Origin of the sequence: Selenomonas sp. FC4001 (assembly GCF_000701565.1) — a bacterium.
Classification (GTDB): domain Bacteria; phylum Bacillota; class Negativicutes; order Selenomonadales; family Selenomonadaceae; genus Selenomonas_A; species Selenomonas_A ruminantium_B.
In genome coordinates this window covers 41,380-58,895 of sequence record NZ_JNJF01000010.1, presented here as the reverse complement: position 1 = coordinate 58,895, position 17,516 = coordinate 41,380, and the positions used below count along the sequence as shown (strand labels likewise).

Genomic DNA, 17,516 nt, shown 5'->3' with positions numbered 1-17,516 from the left:
TGTTGCGCGAAAATGTGCAACAGCTTTTTTTATCATAAAAATATATCAGCCCACCGCGAGTTTATTGGTCTTTTTCAGGAATTTTGCTGGAATGGGCTGTTCCAGCTTCCACACGATATTGATGGGCTTTTCTCCTTCATGGCTTACGTAATTCGCCCGCCCCAAATAGGTATAGGCCGCGGCGCCGCCAGTCAGATTGTCCTTCTTGAACTCCCGCACGAACAAAAGGATGTTACTTCCCTGTTCCTGATGATGAATATATCTCTGCCCCGTAGGCGATTCCACCGTCGTTACGCTCTGGCTCTGCCAATGAAACAGCCATTCATTTAGTGAGTAATCATCATACATGGTCGTGGGCGAATATTCCTTGTCCGCCTTGTTCAAAGTTACAAAGAACAAATCCGCCTTCTTATCCTCCAACCACTTAACCCCCTCCCGCACAGTGTTTGGCTTGTCAAAATCCATCGCCACCAATATCTGGTCACGGGTATAAGTGCAATGCAAATCCAACGGACAGGCAAAGCCAATATCCACCGGTTCATCAATAAAGTCAATGCCATCCAGTTGATAACGCAAAAGCTCCTGCATTTCGGCTAAAATATGGGGACTATTCGCCAACGCTGCAAGATTATCCCGCACGTTCCCGGCCTGCCAATCACTTGCATATTCGCCCCATACCGTTACGTAAAACATCTGTAGCATCCGTGCTTCTAACAAGGAAAGACGGTCAAAATCCGTCTCCGCCAAGCGGGGCAACAAGTTCAGCAAAAATTTTATCCACCGCTGGGAATCTGCCACGGCGAGCTTCTGAAAGACGATACTCAGATTTACCTGCTCTTCCAATGGTTCCGGCTCAAAATCAGCCTGTACGCCCGCCCGCACACACATGCGGGTAAAACTTTGCCAACTCTTTTGCCGGTAAAGCTGACGCGGGTCCATGTGATGGTAGTGCAAAAAATTTGCCAGCGTCAAGGTCAACCCACTATCATCGGCAAAGCTGGCAATATGTCCAGCTATCCCCCGCAGGGTATCATAAGCCCCTTTGATGTTATCCAGAATATACTTAGCCGCTTGTTTTTCCAGCTGAATATAGCAGCCCTTGGGTGCAGAAACGAAGCCGTTTTCCACTTCCTGCTGCACACTATGAGAAGTATTGCCTAAAAGCGCCGCAAATTTGTGCGTAAAACTGTATTTTTTGTTGGCCTGCCCGATAAAATCCAGCACGGTCAAACACTCCTTATCCGGCGAAAGACGCAATCCACGTCCCAACTGCTGCAAGAAGATGGTCAGGGATTCCGTCGGGCGCAGAAAGAGTACCGTATTGATTTCTGGAATATCTACCCCTTCATTATAAATATCCACAGCAAAGATAAAGGTCAGCTTCCCTTGCGCCAACCGCTTTCGTGCGCTATCCCTATCAGCCTGGGGAGATTGCCCCGTAAGGCACAAGGAGGGAATCCCCATCTGATTAAAATAGTCACTCATAAAGCTGGCATGTTCAACGCTGACACAAAAGCCCAGTCCCTTTACTGCCAATACATCCGTCACATAGCGCTGCAGCGAGTTGACGATTAAATCCGCCCGCCGTTCTGCGACCTTGCCGCTGAGGCTGTACACATTGCTGAGTGCCTGCTTATCGTAACCGCCTGCCGTCCATTTCACATCCGTCAAGTCCACATTATCGGTAACACCAAAATACTGGAAGGGACATAATAGCTTCCGCTCGATGGCCTCCGGCAACCGGATTTCTGCTGCAATCCTATCCCCGAAGTAAGGCAGGACACTTTTTCCATCCAGTCGTTCCGGTGTGGCTGTAAGCCCTAACAAAATCTTGGGCTGGTAATAATTCAGCAGCTTCTGGTAACTGTCAGCCGGGCCATGATGAATTTCATCCACCACGATAAAATCGTAAAAGTCGGGACTGGTCTTCGTGGTAAAATCCTGCGAATTAAAGGTTTGGATGGAGATAAAAAGTTGGTCAATAGCCTTTGGCGTATACTGCCCCACAAAAAGTTCACCAAAATTATTATCCTTCAGCACCGCCTGAAAGGTAGAAAGGCTTTGCTTCAAAATCTCCTGTCGGTGCGCTACAAAAAGCAGTCGATTGGGCCGCCCAGGATTCTCCCTGCAAAAGCGGGCATAATCAAAGGCGGCAATAACCGTCTTGCCTGTACCAGTGGCAGCCACTAAGAGATTGCGATATATCCCCCGCACAGCCCGCTCTGCCGCCAGTTTATCCAGTATTTCCTGCTGATAAGAATAGGGCCGCACATCCAGCGTATAGCGGGTGATATTGCCCTCCTTAAAATATTTCTCATCACGCAAAGCCCTGTACAGGCGCAGTTCCTCAGCCTCTGTGTAAGTTTCAAACTCCCGGCTTTCCCAATAGCTGGCAAACGTAGCCGCAATCTTTGCCAAAGTCTCCGGCTGGTCCTGCGCCGTAATTTTTACGTTCCACTCCAAGCCGCTGGACATGGCCGCCTGCGAAAGATTGGATGAACCGATATAAGCCGTCGTGTACCCCGTATCCCGATAAAACACATACGCCTTGGCATGCAGCCGCGTACGCTGGGTATCATAACTGACTTTGATTTCTGTATTAAACAATTTGCTGAGCTCTTTGATTGCCTTAACATCCGTAGCCCCCATATAAGAAGTGGTGATAATCCGCAACTTGCCGCCATTTTGGGTGAAGTGTTGCAGCTCATCCATCAGCAACCGCAAGCCACTCCACTTAATAAAGGACACCAACATGTCAATGCGATTACAACTGGCAATTTCCTTTTTCAGCTCCGTATACATCTGCGGTTCATGGACAGCCCCAGTAAACAGACTGGATTGCGCCAGCGAAGTCTCCGGCCGGTCAACTTTATCCTTCCCTTTAGCCCCCAAAGCCAGAATGCTATCCTGCCGGTCATATAATGCCAACAGTTGCTGTCCTGTCTCCTCCACCTTCATGGCAGAAAAATCCTGTTCCTGCGTTTTCTCCTGAACCGTAGCGATAATTTCATTCACCAGGGACACCTGGCTCGCAATATCTTCGCTATTGTCCCGCACCGACTTTAAGCCCCGCTCGACTACAGCAGCCACATACTGCGCTAAAATCTTAGCCGCCTCTGCTTTATCAATAGCAGCCAGTTCTTTATATTTATGCGGTAACGCAGCCAGCTCATCTGACAATGAATCGCTGACTACTTTTTCATACAAGCCATCTTTCAACATAATGTTCCATCCTTCTGTCACTTATCCTACGCAATTCTCACTGCTAATTATACGCCTTTTCATTTGTCAAATCCTCCCCACTGGCGGTATAATGAAGGAAACTATCTTCAGAAAGGGGCTGAATCCATGGCCCGGCGCGATATCGACCTGAACCGATGCCTGTTTCACTATACCAACATCACCTGCAACCGCTGTCAGGAAATCTGTCCCCAAGGAGCAATCCATAATCGGGAAATCGACCGCGAAAAATGTGATAACTGCGGTCTTTGCACCGCGGTCTGTCCCACAGGAGCCATCACCAGCGATACGGACTATGACAGCTGCCTTACCGCAGCGCAAAAGCTCGCCCCGCAGGTGCTTATGTGCCGGAAGGTTTCGCAAAAGGCCATGGCCTGTCTGGGGGCCTTGAACCGCCGCTTGCTTTGGGCGCTGGCGGAAAAGCAGCCTCTGGCCATGGACACCAGCCGCTGCGCGCAGTGCAATCCTGCCGTGCAGAATTGGCTGGCTCAGGAAATCGCCGCCTGCAATCAGGCTCTGCAGGAAGCAGGCAAAGCAACCATCAAACTGGTTCATGTGAAGGATTCTGCCCCAGAGCCGCAAGCAGTGGCCCGCCGTTCCTTCTTCCGCTCCCTCTTTCATGCCGCTTCGGACACCGCCGCAGAAATCGCCCAGGCTCAGACGGAACGCCAGTATGCCTTTGATGGAACCATCTGGCTGGACAAGCAGGACACATCTCCCTGCCAACTCTTTCCCGGTCTGGAGCTTACAGCTTCCTGCACGGCCTGCGGCCTTTGCACCATGCTCTGCCCGGAAAAGGCTCTGATTATCAGCGACAGCGAAGCGGGCAAAAAGCTCCATTTCAATCCCATCAAATGCACCGCCTGCGGTCTTTGTGTCAACAACTGTCCGCAAAGCATCCTAAAACTGCTGCCCAGCTTTGCGGGGCAGACAGAATTTTCTCTGCAGGAGGAAACTCCACCTGCTCCACCTGCTGACAGCAGTTTTACCCTGCAGCGCGGCTGATTAACGGATTACATCCCGGAAAGGAGGCTATGTATGTTTTTACAGGATAATTATCAGGTCACCCGTCATATCTGTCCCCGCAACTGCTACGATTCCTGTCCCATGCTGGCCTTTACCCGTGGCGGGAAAATCGAGTACATCAAGGGGGACAAGCAGGACGGCGCTTCCGAACGGCTCTGCAGCAAACAGGCGGAAATTCTCGCCTCGGTCTACCATCCTCAGCGCCTGCTCTATCCCCAACGACAAATCGTCCGCGGTTCCGGGAACTGGCAGCGGATTTCCTGGGACGAAGCGATTGATACCATTGCCCGAAAGATTCTGGAACTAAAGGAGCGCTATCACTCCGCCCTGCCCCTGTGCCTCAACAAGTATTCCGGCAATTTTAGCCTGCTGCACTATGCCATAGAGGGCATGTTCAACAGTCTGGGCCCCACCACCCAAACCACCGGCACGCCTTGTTTTTCTTCCGGACTGGACGCCCAGAAGCTGGACTTTGGCGCCAATGAAACCGCCGATATCCGTCAGCTGCTCGAAGCAAAATTGATTATCCTCTGGGGCATAAATCCCGCCTGGACCTCCGTCCATTCCATGCCCTTCATCTACGCTGCCAAGGAACGGGGCGCCAAGGTGGTAGTCATTGACCCGGTGTACACAGAAACCGCCCGCAAGGCAGACTATTTTATCGAGCTGCGCCCCGGTGGCGACGCCGCGCTGGCCCTTTTACTGCTCAAAAAGCTGGCCGCCTACAATAAACTATCCTATAACGAGGACAACATCACCGGCGCCAAGGAATTGCTAGCCGCCATCGCAAAAACTCCTGCCCGCCCCTTGTTAAAAGCTACAGGTCAGCCAGCAGCAGTCATTGATTTTCTGGCAGAGCTCATCCTGCAAAACCGCCCCATGCATATCTGGTGCGGCTATGGCCTTCAACGCCACATTCAGGGTGGTCTGACCATCCGCCTCATCGATGCCCTCTCCATGCTCACCGGCAATATCGGCATTCCCGGTGGCGGGGTGAATTTTGCCGACATGGGCATGGATATTTTCCCCTACCACATTATGCAAAAGCGGTCAGACACCCGTTTTATCAATATCAATAACTTCGCTCATGGCTTGCATAATCTGAATGCTCCACCGGTAAAACTGCTCTGGATTGCCTGTCGTAACCCGCTTCGTCAGGATGCGGGCTTGACGGAGCTGAAAGAACTTTGGCCCCAGCTTGAACTGGTGGTGGCCGCCGACAAGATTATGACCCACTCTACGCAGATGGCTGACATTGTTCTGCCCGTGACCACAGAATTTGAAGAACTGGATGTCTACGGCGGTTATTTCCGCCACCGTATCAGCATTAACGAGCCCGCCATTCCCCCGCGTGGAGAAGCCAAAAGCGATTTGGAAATCGCCCGCCTGCTGACCCGCCGCTTGAATGAACTGGCTCCGGGCACAAGCACCTTTCCCGCTCAGCTTACCGATGAGGAATTTCTCGACGCAGAATTTACCCCGGAAGTCTGTCAGGCTCTGCATATCAAAAAATGGCAGGACCTATACAACGGCCCCGTACGCTTCCGCTACCAGCCCTTCCCCTGGGCCGGAGGAAAATTTGCCACAGATGATGGCAAATTCCACTGCTGCAGCGTGCCGGATAATTTTTCCCAGCTGCTCCCCAGCGAGGAATATCCCTTCCATTTCCTCACCCCACACTCACAGGAACATATCAATGGCCAAAGCTACCCCCAGCAGCACAAACTGCCGGAATATCCTTGGGTCTATATCCATCCCGCTGTGGGGCAGGCACTTCACCTGCAGGATAAACATCCCGCCATTGTCTGGAATGAACAGGGCGAAGTGCCTGTCAGCGTCCAGTTCCGCGAGGACCTGTCGCCGGATATCATCCTGAGTATTCAGGGCGCCAGTCAAAAAGGAGGCCTTAACCTCCTCAATGCCGGAGTGCCCACAGATTTAGGGATTTTGACCACAGCCGCCTCCGGGCTGGCCTTCTATGATGTATTCGTCAATATCAGACCAAAATAAAAGCCACGCACAAAAGGCCGGTATAACTTTTTCCTTCACTTAGAAGCTGCGCTTCAAACGTTACGGAAAAAGTCATACCGGCCTTTTCAAGTTACTGTATATCTTATTTGTTCTGATACTTAAACCCAATCCACAAGCACAAAAGCCAAGCGGGCAAAATGTAAACTGCCAAATCCATGCCTTCAATCTGGGTCATAAGCCCCCAGATGCTCAGCAGGAAGGCTATACAGAGATAATTGACCAAGGGATACAGGGGCGATTTGAACTTCGTCGCCTTCCCTGTTGCCAGGCAATGGGCCCGGAATTTCAGATGCGTGATGACAATGGTCAGCCAGCTGATGGTGGCCGCGATGGTGGCAATGGACATCAAGAGCATGAAAATCTTTCCCGGAAAAAAGTAGTTCAAAGCTACGCAGATAAGCGTTATGCCCGAAGAAACAAGGATGCCCCGCACCGGCACACCGTGGCTGGAAAGCTTGCCCAAGAATTTCGGTGCTTCATTCTTGGCCGCCAAACCGTAGAGCATGCGGCTGTTGCTGTAGATGGCGGAATTATAAACCGATACCGCCGCCGTCAGCACCACGAAGTTCAGAATATGTGCCGCCGCCGGAATCCCCACGCTCATGAAAATCTGCACAAAGGGGCTGGCCTCCATGCCTACTTCCTTCCAAGGCCAAAGGGCCATCAGCACCGCCATGGTGCCCACATAGAAAATCAGGATACGCCAGATAACCTGATTGATGGCCTGGGGAATGGTCTTGTCGGGATTTTCCGCTTCCCCGGCAGTGATACCGATAAGCTCGATACCGCCAAAAGAGAACATGACCACTGCAATGGCCAATGCCAAGCCCCATACACCATTGGGGAGGAAACCACCATAAGACCAGAGATTGCTGAGATTATCCGGGAAGGGCTGCGGACTTCCCACCAGAATGTACAGCCCCAGCACAATCATCAGCACAATGGCGGTGATTTTGATAAGCGCCATCCAAAATTCGGTTTCGCCATAAAGACGCACATTGATGAGGTTCAGCGCCGTAATGGCCACCAGACAGATAAGCGCCGCAATCCACTGCGGCAAATCCGGGAACCAGAACTGCATATAGATGCCCACGGCCGTAAGTTCCGCCATGGATACCAGCACATAGTTAAACCAATAATTCCAGCCGGACATAAAGCCCGGGAACTTGCCCCAATATTTTGTCGCGTAGTGGCTGAAAGAACCTGATACCGGCTCATCCACCGCCATTTCCCCCAGCATGCGCATGATGAAGAAAATCATAATGCCGCCGATTAAATAAGCCAACATAACGGCAGGCCCCGCCAGAGCAATGGTGGATGCCGAACCATAGAACAGCCCGGTGCCAATGGCTCCGCCCAAGGCAATCATCTGCAGGTGGCGGTTCTTAAGCCCCCGCTTTAACTTACCATTCTCGTTCATAAAATTATTCCCCTTCTAAAAATAAAAGTACCTGCCTATTATACCATTTCAGGCAGGTACCTTACAATATTACAGTACTATAAAATATGTTCTCTTACTTACCCAGACCATAGTAATGCAACAGCGATTGGGTTCCCTTATTTCCCTCGCCCAGCCGTTCCATCTGCCGCACCTGGCTCAAAACCTGGCCCAATACCGGCAGAGCCGCACCATAAGCCGCCGAAGTTTCCGTGCCGATGGCCAAGTCCTTGCCGAAGTGCTTCATCATAAAGCCCGGCTCAAAGTCACCATCTAAGCCGCGGCGCACAACATTGCTCATCTGGAAGCTGCCTGCAGCTCCTGCAGAAATAGCCTGATATGTTTTCTCCAAATCGATACCAGAAGCTTTCGCATAAGCATAGGCTTCGCAGGCGCCTGCCAAGGCACCAGCAATGGCAATCTGATTGCAGGCCTTGGCCTTTTGCCCGGCTCCAGCCGTCCCCATATAGACCAGATTCGTCCCCATGGCGGAGAACACCGGCCGCAGAGCTTCAAAATCATTTTCCTCGCCGCCCACCAAGATGGAAAGCGTGGCATTCTTCGCCCCGACATCCCCGCCGGTCACTGGAGCATCCACGGCAAAAATACCCTTTTCCTTCGCGCAGGCAAATATCTTTTCCGCTAAAATCGGTGAAGACGTAGTCATATCCACCACATAAGCCCCGGCCTTGGCATTGGCCAGAATGCCGTCATCCCCCAGATAAACTTCCTCCACATCCTTGGGATAGCCCACAATGGTAATCACCACATCCTGCCCCTTGGCACAGGCACCGGGACTGTCACACCACTTAGCCCCCTTGGCCAGCAATTCTTCCGCCTTAGCCTTCGTGCGGTTGTAAACGCTAACCTTAAACCCCGCATCCATCAAATGCCCAGCCATAGCCGCGCCCATAATGCCCGTACCAATAAAGCCGATATTCTTGATGCCCATTACGTTCAACCTCCTGAATGTCACTATAACTATGAACACTAAGAAATTCGCTATACTTGTCTCGTTCTCCTGCAAAACACCTCATCCGCCCCTTACGGGGCACCTTCCCCTCAAGGGGAAGGCTTATAATGCAAACCAACATTCTGCGAAAGAAGCTATGGCGAGGGGCTTGATTTGCAGATGGAGCGACTGCTCCGCTGGCTGGCAAACCAAACGTCACTGGAAATAATGGAAAACTCGCGCCGTGGTAACCGGCGCAAGCTGCTGGACACCTCGACCTTCCATGCCAGACATTTAGCGCAATCTGCAAATTAAGACCCTCTCCAGTGCCGTTGCCTATCTTTTTAACGCCGGCAATGGCAGCTGCGCCAACAGCACCGCGATAAACACCAGCACACATCCAAAAATCTCGCGCCCATTCATCACTTCTCCGAGCACCGCCCAGCCAGCGATTACTGCAAACACCGACTCCAAACTCATCAAGAGTGTGGCAATGGTGGGGTCTGTGTACTTCTGCCCCAAAATCTGCAGGGTGTAGGCAATGCCGCTAGAAATCACGCCCGCAAACAGCAACGGATAGCGGGCCGCCCAAAGGCTTTCCAAGCTAGGCGCTTCAAAACCGCCCACCAACCCGCTGGCAAATACAAAGGCCACCGCAAACTGCACCCACGACAGTTTTATGCCATCGGCCTTGCGCTTCATAAAATAATCAATGACCCAGATATGCAGGGAGAAAAACACCGCACAGCACAAAGTCAGAAAATCTCCATAGCCCACGCTAAGCTCCTCATTGACGCAAAGGAAATAAAAGCCCACAATGGCCATCAGCACACAAAAGGCCAGAACCTTGGGAATACGCTGTCCCACCACGCGCCCCATCAGCGGCACCATAATGATGTAGAGCGCCGTAATAAAGCCCGCCTTCCCTGCCGTGGTATAACAGATACCCACCTGCTGCAGAGCATCGGCCACGCCCAAAGTCAGGCCGCAATATAAGCCGCCCCAAAGGGTAACTCTGTCCGGTGCAAACTTTTTCCCCAAGCTGGCCTGCGGATTTTTCCGTACCTGCACGCTGAAGAAAAAAATCACCGGGATAAGCGCCAGCATGGCCAGCACATAGCGCGCCGCGCAAAAGGTAAAGGGGCCGATATAATCCATGCCCGCACTCTGGGCCACAAAGCCCCCGCCCCAAATCATAGCAGTGAGCAAGAGCATCACATTGCCCCTGACTTTATCGCTCACAAAATTCCTCCTCCCAAACCAATTACTTCCATTATAACGCCAGCTGACAATTTTTGCCAAAAAAAGCTTGCATTATTCCGCCAAAAACGGTAAAATACTATCATGTGTCAATGCACATATCAATTGTGAAATGAATCCATTCAGCATCAACCCTAGTTTGTATGGATTTCACTAAACAGTAAGTCGGATTGTTCCGGAGGTGAAACCAAAATGGCAGTACCAAAGAGAAAAATGTCCAAGGCCCGCCGCGACCAGCGCCGTGCTAATTGGAAGTTAGAAGCACCGGGCTTTGTTTCCTGCCCGCAGTGCCACGAACCGAAAATGCCTCATCATGTATGCCCCGAATGCGGCTACTATGACGGCAAAGAAGTGGTTGCCGCTGCTGAATAAGCAGTACCTCTTAACCGGATAATCTTGCGATTATCCGGTTATTTTATTTTTATCCAGGAGTGTGTGTATGGTTAAATCATTTAAGTCAATTTCCCTCGTGCGCAGCGCCCGCTTAGACCAGGGCCTGTCCTGCAGCCGCCTGGCTATCATGTGCGGCATGCGGCCTTCCCTGATTATCGAATTTGAACAAGGCAAACGCCCCATTTGCCGCGAAACTTACAATAAGATTCTGGCAGCTCTCGGCCGTCTCGATATTGCCACCGTATAAGAAAAACCTTCCCAAACATCGGGAAGGTTTTTCTTATACTATTATGACTGCGCGATAATCTCGTTGGCCACATGCTCAGCATTGGTGCCGATTACGACCTGTACCGCATTGCCCGTAGCAAAGGCGCCGCGTACGCCGTTAACTTTTTTGACGCGCTCCAAATCCATCTTGTTGACGTCTTTGACCGTGCAGCGCAGGCGGGTCGCACAATTGGAGATTTCCTCCAGATTTTCCTTGCCGCCCAAGGCTGCCAGCACCTGCTCAGAGAGTTCACTCATCGTGACTTTCTCGCTGCTAACAGGCATATCCTCATCATAGCGGCCGATGGTCGGAATATCGAATTGGCGGATAGCCCAGCTGAAAATGCCATAGTAGAGTGCAAATACGCCTACGCCAATGACCAGAATCATTTCCGGCTTGGTGGCCAGTCCCCAGTCAATTACATAGTCGATAAACCCGGCCGAGAAGCCGAAGCCGTCCAGTACGCCGAAGGAATACGTAACCGCCAGGCACAGGCCCGTCAGTACCGCATGCACGGCGTAGAGTGCCGGAGCCAGGAACATGAACATGAATTCGATGGGTTCCGTGATACCGGTCAGGAAAGCCGTGAAGGCTACAGAAGCCAGCATACCGCCGATTTTAGCACGATTCTCCGGCTTTGCGGCATGATACATAGCCAGAGCCACAGCCGGCATACCGAACATCATCATCGGGAAGAAGCCTGCCATGAACATACCTGCCGTGGGGTCGCCCGCAAAGAAGCGGTTGAGGTCACCGGTAGCCACAGCCCCGGTCACCGGATTGGTATACTCACCGAACACGAACCAGATGAAGCTGTTGAGGATGTGGTGCAGGCCCACCGGAATCAGCAGGCGGTTGAGCACACCATAGACGAAGGTGCCCAGCGCACCAGCGCCGATAATCCATTCACCCACTGCGTGGATAAAGGTCTGGCACGGCCCCCAGATTACACCGAAGATAGCGGCCAGAATAATGGATACTGCTGCCGTCACAATCAGTACGAAACGGCGGCCGCCGAAGAAGCCCAGATATTCGGGCAGTTTCGTCGTATGATAGCGGTTGTAGAGGATACCGGCTTCAATACCGCTGACGATACCAGCCAGAACACTCATGTTCAACGTTTCGTCAATGGTCTTGAGAGCCGAGGTCAGAATCAGATAACCGATAGCACCGGCCAGACCTGCCGCACCGTTGTTGTCCTTAGCCAGACCCACACCGATACCGATAGAAAAGATAAGCGCCAGATTATCAAAGACCGCTCCACCGGCCTTGGTGATAAACGGAATGTTCAACACATCCGGCGCACCGAGACGCAGCAGCAAAGCCGCTGCCGGCAGAACCGCGATAGGCAGCATCAAGGCCTTGCCAATGCTTTGCAGCTTGGTAAACCAATTGCTCATAAAATTCACTCCTTATAGGGAAAAATTAATGCGAGGCAGTTAATACTGCCTCGCTCATTTTAGCACAATTATCTAAATATTACAATGCTAATACAAAATACGTTTCAATGTTTCCCAGTCAGGGACACTGGCTGCCTGTTTGATTTTTGCCAGCTTCTCCTTATCGGCCACAGGCAGGCTGTAGCCATCCAATTCGCCCAGCATATACATCAGGCTGTCGTAGTCAAAGCTTGCCGCAATCTCGCCCATAGATTCCCAAGCTTCAGCCAATTCCTCGGTGCTGATGGGAGGTTTTTCCTCCGTGTCTTCCTTGGGAATAATCGGTGACAAACTGACGGCGAAACTGCGGTACAGTTCCAGCAATGGCAGGGTGTTGGCCTTGATTTCCTCCGCATAGCCATTGTTGCCGGCATCTTCCAGACGGCGGGCTTTTTCGGATAGTTCCGTGGCACCGATAACCCGGGCCGTGCTTTTGAGCGCATGGACTTTGGTCGTATAGTTCCGGCAGTCCTCCACTTCAAAGTAACGCTGTATCTCCGCAGCGTTGCTTTCAATGGATTCGGCAAAGACACGCAGGGCATCCAGATAGGCCGCCACCGAGCCGCAATGTTCCACGCCTTTATGCGGCTCAAGACCACTGACATATTCCAACCAGTCAGGCAATTTTTCGTCTGCTGCATCTGTGGACGCTACCGCCTCCACCTGCTTGACCTTGGCGGCAGGCAGATACTTTTGCAGCATCTGCTCAAGCTTGTGGCTGTCGATGGGCTTGGTCAGATAATCATCAAACCCTGCCGCCATATATTCTTCCCGCGCCCCGCTCACCGCATTGGCCGTCAATGCGATAACCGGTGTATGCGCATTGGGGAAATCCGCCTTTTCTCCCAGTGCCTGGAGTTTATGCAAAGTTTCTACACCATCCATGCCCGGCATCCGGTGGTCGAGGAATATCACATCATAAGCAGTTTCCTCCGCCAGCTTCAAACATTCATAGCCGCTCATCGCGGTTTTGACCTGTACCTGCGTCTGCTTCAGCAGCCCCTTGGCCACGGTGAGGTTCATGGCCGTATCGTCCACCACCAGAATCTGCGCCTCGGGCGCAATAAAACTTTCCTTATAGGTCTGACGCGCCGCCATTGCCCGGCGGTAGGCTTCTTCATAATTGCCCATGGGCTCCCAATTCAGCACCTTTTGGGTGACGGTAAAAGCAAATTCCGTGCCCTTCCCGTAAACGCTGTTGACCTCCAGCTTCCGCCCTATCATCGCCAACAGCCGTTGGGTGATGTTCATGCCCAGACCAGTGCCTTCAATGGTACGGTTCCTGTTTTCCTCTATGCGCTCAAAAGGATGAAACAATTTGTCAATATCTTCCTGCTTGATGCCAATGCCCGTATCCTTGACACTGACACGCAGGTCAACGCTGTTCTCCCCCGTTTTCTCATACGTCATCCGCAGGGTAACACTGCCCTTTTCCGTGTATTTCACCGCATTGGTGAGTATGTTGGTAACCACCTGACGGAAACGAATTTCATCTCCATACAGGATGCTGGGCATATCTTCTGGCGCTTCGACGTAAAGAGCCAGTCCCTTTTTATCCGCCCGCTGCCGAATCATATTCACCAAATCGTTGAGCAAGGAACTCACCGCATACTCCACGGGAATGAGTTCCATCTTGCCCGCTTCAATCTTGGAGAAGTCCAGAATATCATTGATAAGGCCCAAAAGCGTCGTACCGGCCGTACGGATATTTTCTGCATACTGCCTGATGTTATCCTCCTGCGTTTCCCGCAGTATCATCTCATCCATGCCCAGCACTGCATTGATTGGCGTGCGGATTTCATGACTCATGCCGGAGAGAAACTGGCTTTTGGCCCGGCTGGCCGCTTCCGCAGTCTGTGCCATCTCTCCCAGTTCTGCCGTCACCGCCTCCAAAAAGGCCGCCATGCGTTCCTCCAACGGAATCAGGCGGTGATCCTCCTCGGTACGCTGCACGAATTCCAAATAACAGTCCGCCGGCTGTGCAACACCTTCACGCATACCCACGGCCAACAGGGCACTGTTTAAGATACCGCCCTGCCCCTGATAGCAGAAAATCTCCGATGTGCCATAGTTGAGCGAGAGTTTCGCGGCAAAACGGCGATAATAATCCACTTCCTTATGCGCATCTTCCCGCAAGAACAGAGTGCGGTTGCCGCAGAGCACCAGAAACATCGCCTGCGGTGCAAAGCCGCACATATCTTCACTGGCGCGTTCTGTACACTGCAGCAAATCATCCTTCACCGCATAGGACAGCCGCAGTTTTTCCCCCTGATATACATCGGCACTGAAAAACAGCCGCCCTTCCTCATCATAACGCGGGGGAACACGTCCCATCAGACATTCATTGCGCAGAATCGTCAGCGGAAACTCCGAAATATTCATCACGAAATTTTCGTCTGGCTTCACCTTCAGATAACAGCGGTAAATCTCAGCGGCAGGCATGTCGTCAATGCGGTCAATGACATTTTCCCGACTGGAATGGGTGATGTTCATCTCCTTGCCCAGCGGCTTCCAGCCAAAGACATAATCCCCCTGCACGTGCAGCTCATCGCCGCTGAACACTGCTGCCACTACCCCAAAGGAACAGAGCTTATTGCCCATCACATACTGCTGCTCAATTTTATTCTTCTTATTGAAGGCATGGAGATTGCGATAACTTTCCGGCTCGTCAGCACTGTATTCAAACATCCCGGCTGTCGAACCAAAAATCACGATATTCTCATTGTCCTGCGCAAACGCGCGCAGGAATTTATGAAACTCCGTGGACATACCGGAAGCAAAGACCGCCGCAGCTTTCGCGCCCTTGATTGCCGCCAGCTGCCTGCCCATGACTTGGCCTTCCTCCCCATAATCAGCAGGAAAGCCATCGTAACAGATAAGCTGTACCTGCGACGATGCGAAGAAGGTGAAATTTATCTTGACGGAAATCTCCTTGCGGTCGCTGCCGAACAAAGTTTCCGACATCCCCGTAACAACTGCCTGTGGCAGATACTGGCGGATGGTTTCCCGAACGTCCTTCGCCACATCCTTTTCAATCATGCAAAAGAGCAGATGAATGTAGACGGCACTGTCCTGCCGTTGGGCAGCTTCCTCCGCCTTCTGCATCATCAGTGCCTTTACCCCGGTCAAAAAATTTTCCCGTCCGATTTCCAGGGACAACTCATAATGTTCCTGCAGCACCGTGTTCACCTCCCGGCTTACTGGATGTTATTGTCGTGGAGTTTCTGATACTTCCGCTTCTCGAAGAAATCATCAATGGCGGCAATCAGCTTCGGCCGGTCCATGGATTTCAGGAGATAACCGTCAGGCTTCAAGGCCAGGACCTTCATGACGCTTTCCCTATCTCCCTTGCCCGTAAGGAAAATCACGGGAATGGAATCCACCTTGGTTTCGCTACGAATCATCTCCAACACCTGCGGCCCCGAGGTCACCGGCATTTCATAGTCGAGCAGGATTAAGTCCGGCCTGTTGTCGGCAATGTACATAAGCGCCTGGGCGCCGGAGGTCACAATGGTCACGCGGTATTTCGTAGAAAGCCAGTCTTTGACCATCTTTAGAAAAGTGCTGTCATCATCCACCAACAAAATATTTTTTCTCCGGGCTAAGTCATCATTAGCGGACAGCAGCCAGTCCAGCTGTTCCACCAGTTTCTTCATATCAAAAGGACGTTCCACGGTAGCCGCCACCAATGCCGCAGGAATGGATTTGTTCACGGTTTCGATTTCCGTAGCTGTGCCCACGAGTACCAAGAGCTTATCTTCCTCGGTGCAGATATCCTTCAAATATACCAAAGCACCGGCAGCATCATCCACATAATCCCCCAGATACATGAGTATGAGTTCCGTTTCCCCCTTATGGGCGGCAATTTCTTCCATCTCCGGTGCCGCTTCCACTACTTCATAGCCATCATCCACCAGATTTTTTACAATGGTATTGAGCATAAAGGACTTGCCTTTATGAATCAGCAGGACTTTTTTCTGCATGACGGTCTGCCCTCCCCTTCACTTTTTAATTGCGTCACTCTGTTTTCTTACTTCGCCACAATAGCCAAAAAACCTGCTCTATGGTATACTAAGAGCAGGTTTTATATTATTCCATTAGATAGGAGCTATAAGTATGTCCAAACAATACAAGAAATTGCAGAACAAGCTGCATCCCAAAGCAGTGAAACAGGAACCGAAGTACAAGGAAGGCAAAGATTATCTGCTGCTGATTATGATTGCCATCACCTTCGTCCTGACCTTCGTGGGCTGGGAGCATTTCGATAACACCAATCGGGCCATGTACTTCTTGCTGACGCTTTCTCTGACGCTGACTTATCTCTACCGTCACGGGAACTTCTCGGAAAAAATCAAGGCTTATGTCAATGCCGCCAGCATGGGTTCCATCGGTCTGGCTGTGGCCCTGTTCCTGATTAACCTCTACTATCAGTTCTTCGGCTGATTTTCCACTTTTCCCTTGACCATCTTTTCAAATTTGGTGCGGGGAATGAGAATAAGATGGCCGCACCCCTGGCATTTCAGGCGGAAGTCCATGCCAACCCGCAGGATTTCCCAGTTGAAACTGCCACAGGGGTGTTTCTTTTTCAGACGAACAATATCGCCCAGTTCATAGGTTATCTTTTCCATGTTTCGTTCCTTTCCTGAGTAATGAGGTACTGTTATGAAGGTCGCAGTTTTGCAAATGCAGGTGACGCTCGGTGCACCGGAAAGAAATACCGCCGCTCTCTACCGTCTGGCCGCTCAGGCCATGAAGGCGCGGCCGGATGTCCTGCTATTGCCGGAGCTCTGGCGGCTGGGTTTCTATCCAAAGCCTGTGCTCTCCTATGCCGATGCCGATGGGCAGGAGACCCGGCAGGCGCTTGCTGCTATCGCCCAAAAATATCAGGTCAATGTGGTCGGCGGTACCGTGGCCAACGCCATTGGCGATAAAGTCTTTAACACCAGCTACATATTCGACCGCAATGGGCGCATGCTGGCCACCTACCACAAAACCCATCTGTTCTCCCCCAGCGGGGAACACGAAGATTTCACCGCCGGGGACAACCTCGTGACCTTCACGTTGGACGGCGTGAAATGCGGCATCTTAGTCTGCTATGATATCCGCTTTCCCGAGGCCGCACGGAAACTGGCACTGGAGGACACGCAGGTACTCTTCCTCCCCGCCGCCTGGCCTTTGAAGCGGCTCATCCACTGGCAGACCCTGATTCGGGCACGGGCCATTGAGAATCAGGTCTTTGTCGTTGCCTGCAACGAAGCAGGTATCGACGGCAGTGAGGAACAGCTGGCAGGCCACTCCGCCATCATCGACCCCTGGGGAGAAATCCTGGCGGAAGCCGGGGAAGATGAAGAAATCCTTCAGGGCAACTTGCGGCTGCCCATACAGGCCCAAATCAAAGAGACAATGGATATATTCGGCGACAGACGGCCGGAACTTTATAAAAAAACTCCCAACTAATGGGAGTTTTTT

14 protein-coding genes are annotated in these 17,516 nt (G+C 51.8%); 6 read left to right on the top strand and 8 right to left on the bottom strand.

All coding sequences use genetic code 11. From position 1 onward, the window contains the following. Positions 1-45: 45 nt before the first annotated feature. Complete coding sequence (locus T320_RS04660) at positions 46-3,222, bottom strand: DEAD/DEAH box helicase (RefSeq protein WP_037353454.1); 3,177 nt, start codon at positions 3,220-3,222, stop codon at positions 46-48. Positions 3,223-3,348: 126 nt separating this feature from the next. Between T320_RS04660 and T320_RS04655 the strand changes: the two genes are divergently transcribed. Then, positions 3,349-4,245, top strand: coding sequence for an ATP-binding protein (locus tag T320_RS04655; protein WP_037353452.1), 897 nt, complete (start codon positions 3,349-3,351; stop codon positions 4,243-4,245). 33 nt (positions 4,246-4,278) lie between these two features. After that, positions 4,279-6,276: a molybdopterin-dependent oxidoreductase gene (locus T320_RS04650; protein WP_037353449.1), complete on the top strand. Its 1,998-nt coding sequence runs from the start codon at positions 4,279-4,281 to the stop codon at positions 6,274-6,276. 103 nt (positions 6,277-6,379) lie between these two features. Here the strand turns inward: T320_RS04650 and T320_RS04645 are convergent, their stop codons facing one another. The 3 genes from T320_RS04645 to T320_RS04635 all read right to left on the bottom strand — a co-directional run bounded on the left by T320_RS04645 (position 6,380) and on the right by T320_RS04635 (position 9,929). After that, the gene (locus tag T320_RS04645; RefSeq protein ID WP_037353446.1) at positions 6,380-7,717 is read right to left on the bottom strand and encodes an amino acid permease; all 1,338 of its coding nucleotides are present in this window, start codon (positions 7,715-7,717) and stop codon (positions 6,380-6,382) included. A gap of 94 nt (positions 7,718-7,811) precedes the next feature. Further along, complete coding sequence (locus T320_RS04640) at positions 7,812-8,681, bottom strand: NAD(P)-dependent oxidoreductase (RefSeq protein ID WP_037353613.1); 870 nt, start codon at positions 8,679-8,681, stop codon at positions 7,812-7,814. 342 nt (positions 8,682-9,023) lie between these two features. Further along, complete coding sequence (locus T320_RS04635) at positions 9,024-9,929, bottom strand: DMT family transporter (RefSeq protein WP_197019373.1); 906 nt, start codon at positions 9,927-9,929, stop codon at positions 9,024-9,026. Between the two features lie 210 nt (positions 9,930-10,139). Between T320_RS04635 and rpmF the strand changes: the two genes are divergently transcribed. Both rpmF and T320_RS04625 read left to right on the top strand, forming a co-directional pair. Beyond that, entirely contained in the window at positions 10,140-10,319 is a 180-nt protein-coding gene (rpmF, locus tag T320_RS04630; protein WP_026759825.1) for a 50S ribosomal protein L32, read from the top strand. A 67-nt stretch (positions 10,320-10,386) separates the two neighbouring features. Further along, on the top strand, positions 10,387-10,587 hold the full coding sequence (locus tag T320_RS04625; protein ID WP_037353444.1) for a helix-turn-helix domain-containing protein: 201 nt from the start codon (positions 10,387-10,389) through the stop codon (positions 10,585-10,587). 41 nt (positions 10,588-10,628) lie between these two features. Here the strand turns inward: T320_RS04625 and nagE are convergent, their stop codons facing one another. The 3 genes from nagE to T320_RS04610 form a co-directional block, all read right to left on the bottom strand. Beyond that, on the bottom strand, positions 10,629-12,008 hold the full coding sequence (gene nagE / locus T320_RS04620) for an N-acetylglucosamine-specific PTS transporter subunit IIBC (RefSeq protein WP_026759823.1): 1,380 nt from the start codon (positions 12,006-12,008) through the stop codon (positions 10,629-10,631). An 87-nt stretch (positions 12,009-12,095) separates the two neighbouring features. After that, positions 12,096-15,227: a response regulator gene (locus T320_RS13865; protein ID WP_051608593.1), complete on the bottom strand. Its 3,132-nt coding sequence runs from the start codon at positions 15,225-15,227 to the stop codon at positions 12,096-12,098. A 17-nt stretch (positions 15,228-15,244) separates the two neighbouring features. Beyond that, positions 15,245-16,030 carry a response regulator gene (locus tag T320_RS04610; protein WP_037353442.1) on the bottom strand — a complete coding sequence of 262 codons (786 nt, stop codon included), beginning with the start codon at positions 16,028-16,030 and terminating at the stop codon, positions 15,245-15,247. 133 nt (positions 16,031-16,163) lie between these two features. On the opposite strand from T320_RS04610, the gene T320_RS04605 reads away from it, so the two are divergent. Further along, positions 16,164-16,490 carry a hypothetical protein gene (locus tag T320_RS04605; protein ID WP_026759821.1) on the top strand — a complete coding sequence of 109 codons (327 nt, stop codon included), beginning with the start codon at positions 16,164-16,166 and terminating at the stop codon, positions 16,488-16,490. Here the strand turns inward: T320_RS04605 and T320_RS04600 are convergent. Next, positions 16,475-16,675 carry a DUF951 domain-containing protein gene (locus tag T320_RS04600; RefSeq protein ID WP_026759820.1) on the bottom strand — a complete coding sequence of 67 codons (201 nt, stop codon included), beginning with the start codon at positions 16,673-16,675 and terminating at the stop codon, positions 16,475-16,477. The two genes, T320_RS04605 and T320_RS04600, sit on opposite strands and share 16 nt — an antisense overlap. A gap of 34 nt (positions 16,676-16,709) precedes the next feature. On the opposite strand from T320_RS04600, the gene T320_RS04595 reads away from it, so the two are divergent. After that, entirely contained in the window at positions 16,710-17,504 is a 795-nt protein-coding gene (locus T320_RS04595; protein ID WP_037353439.1) for a carbon-nitrogen family hydrolase, read from the top strand. Positions 17,505-17,516: the final 12 nt, after the last annotated feature.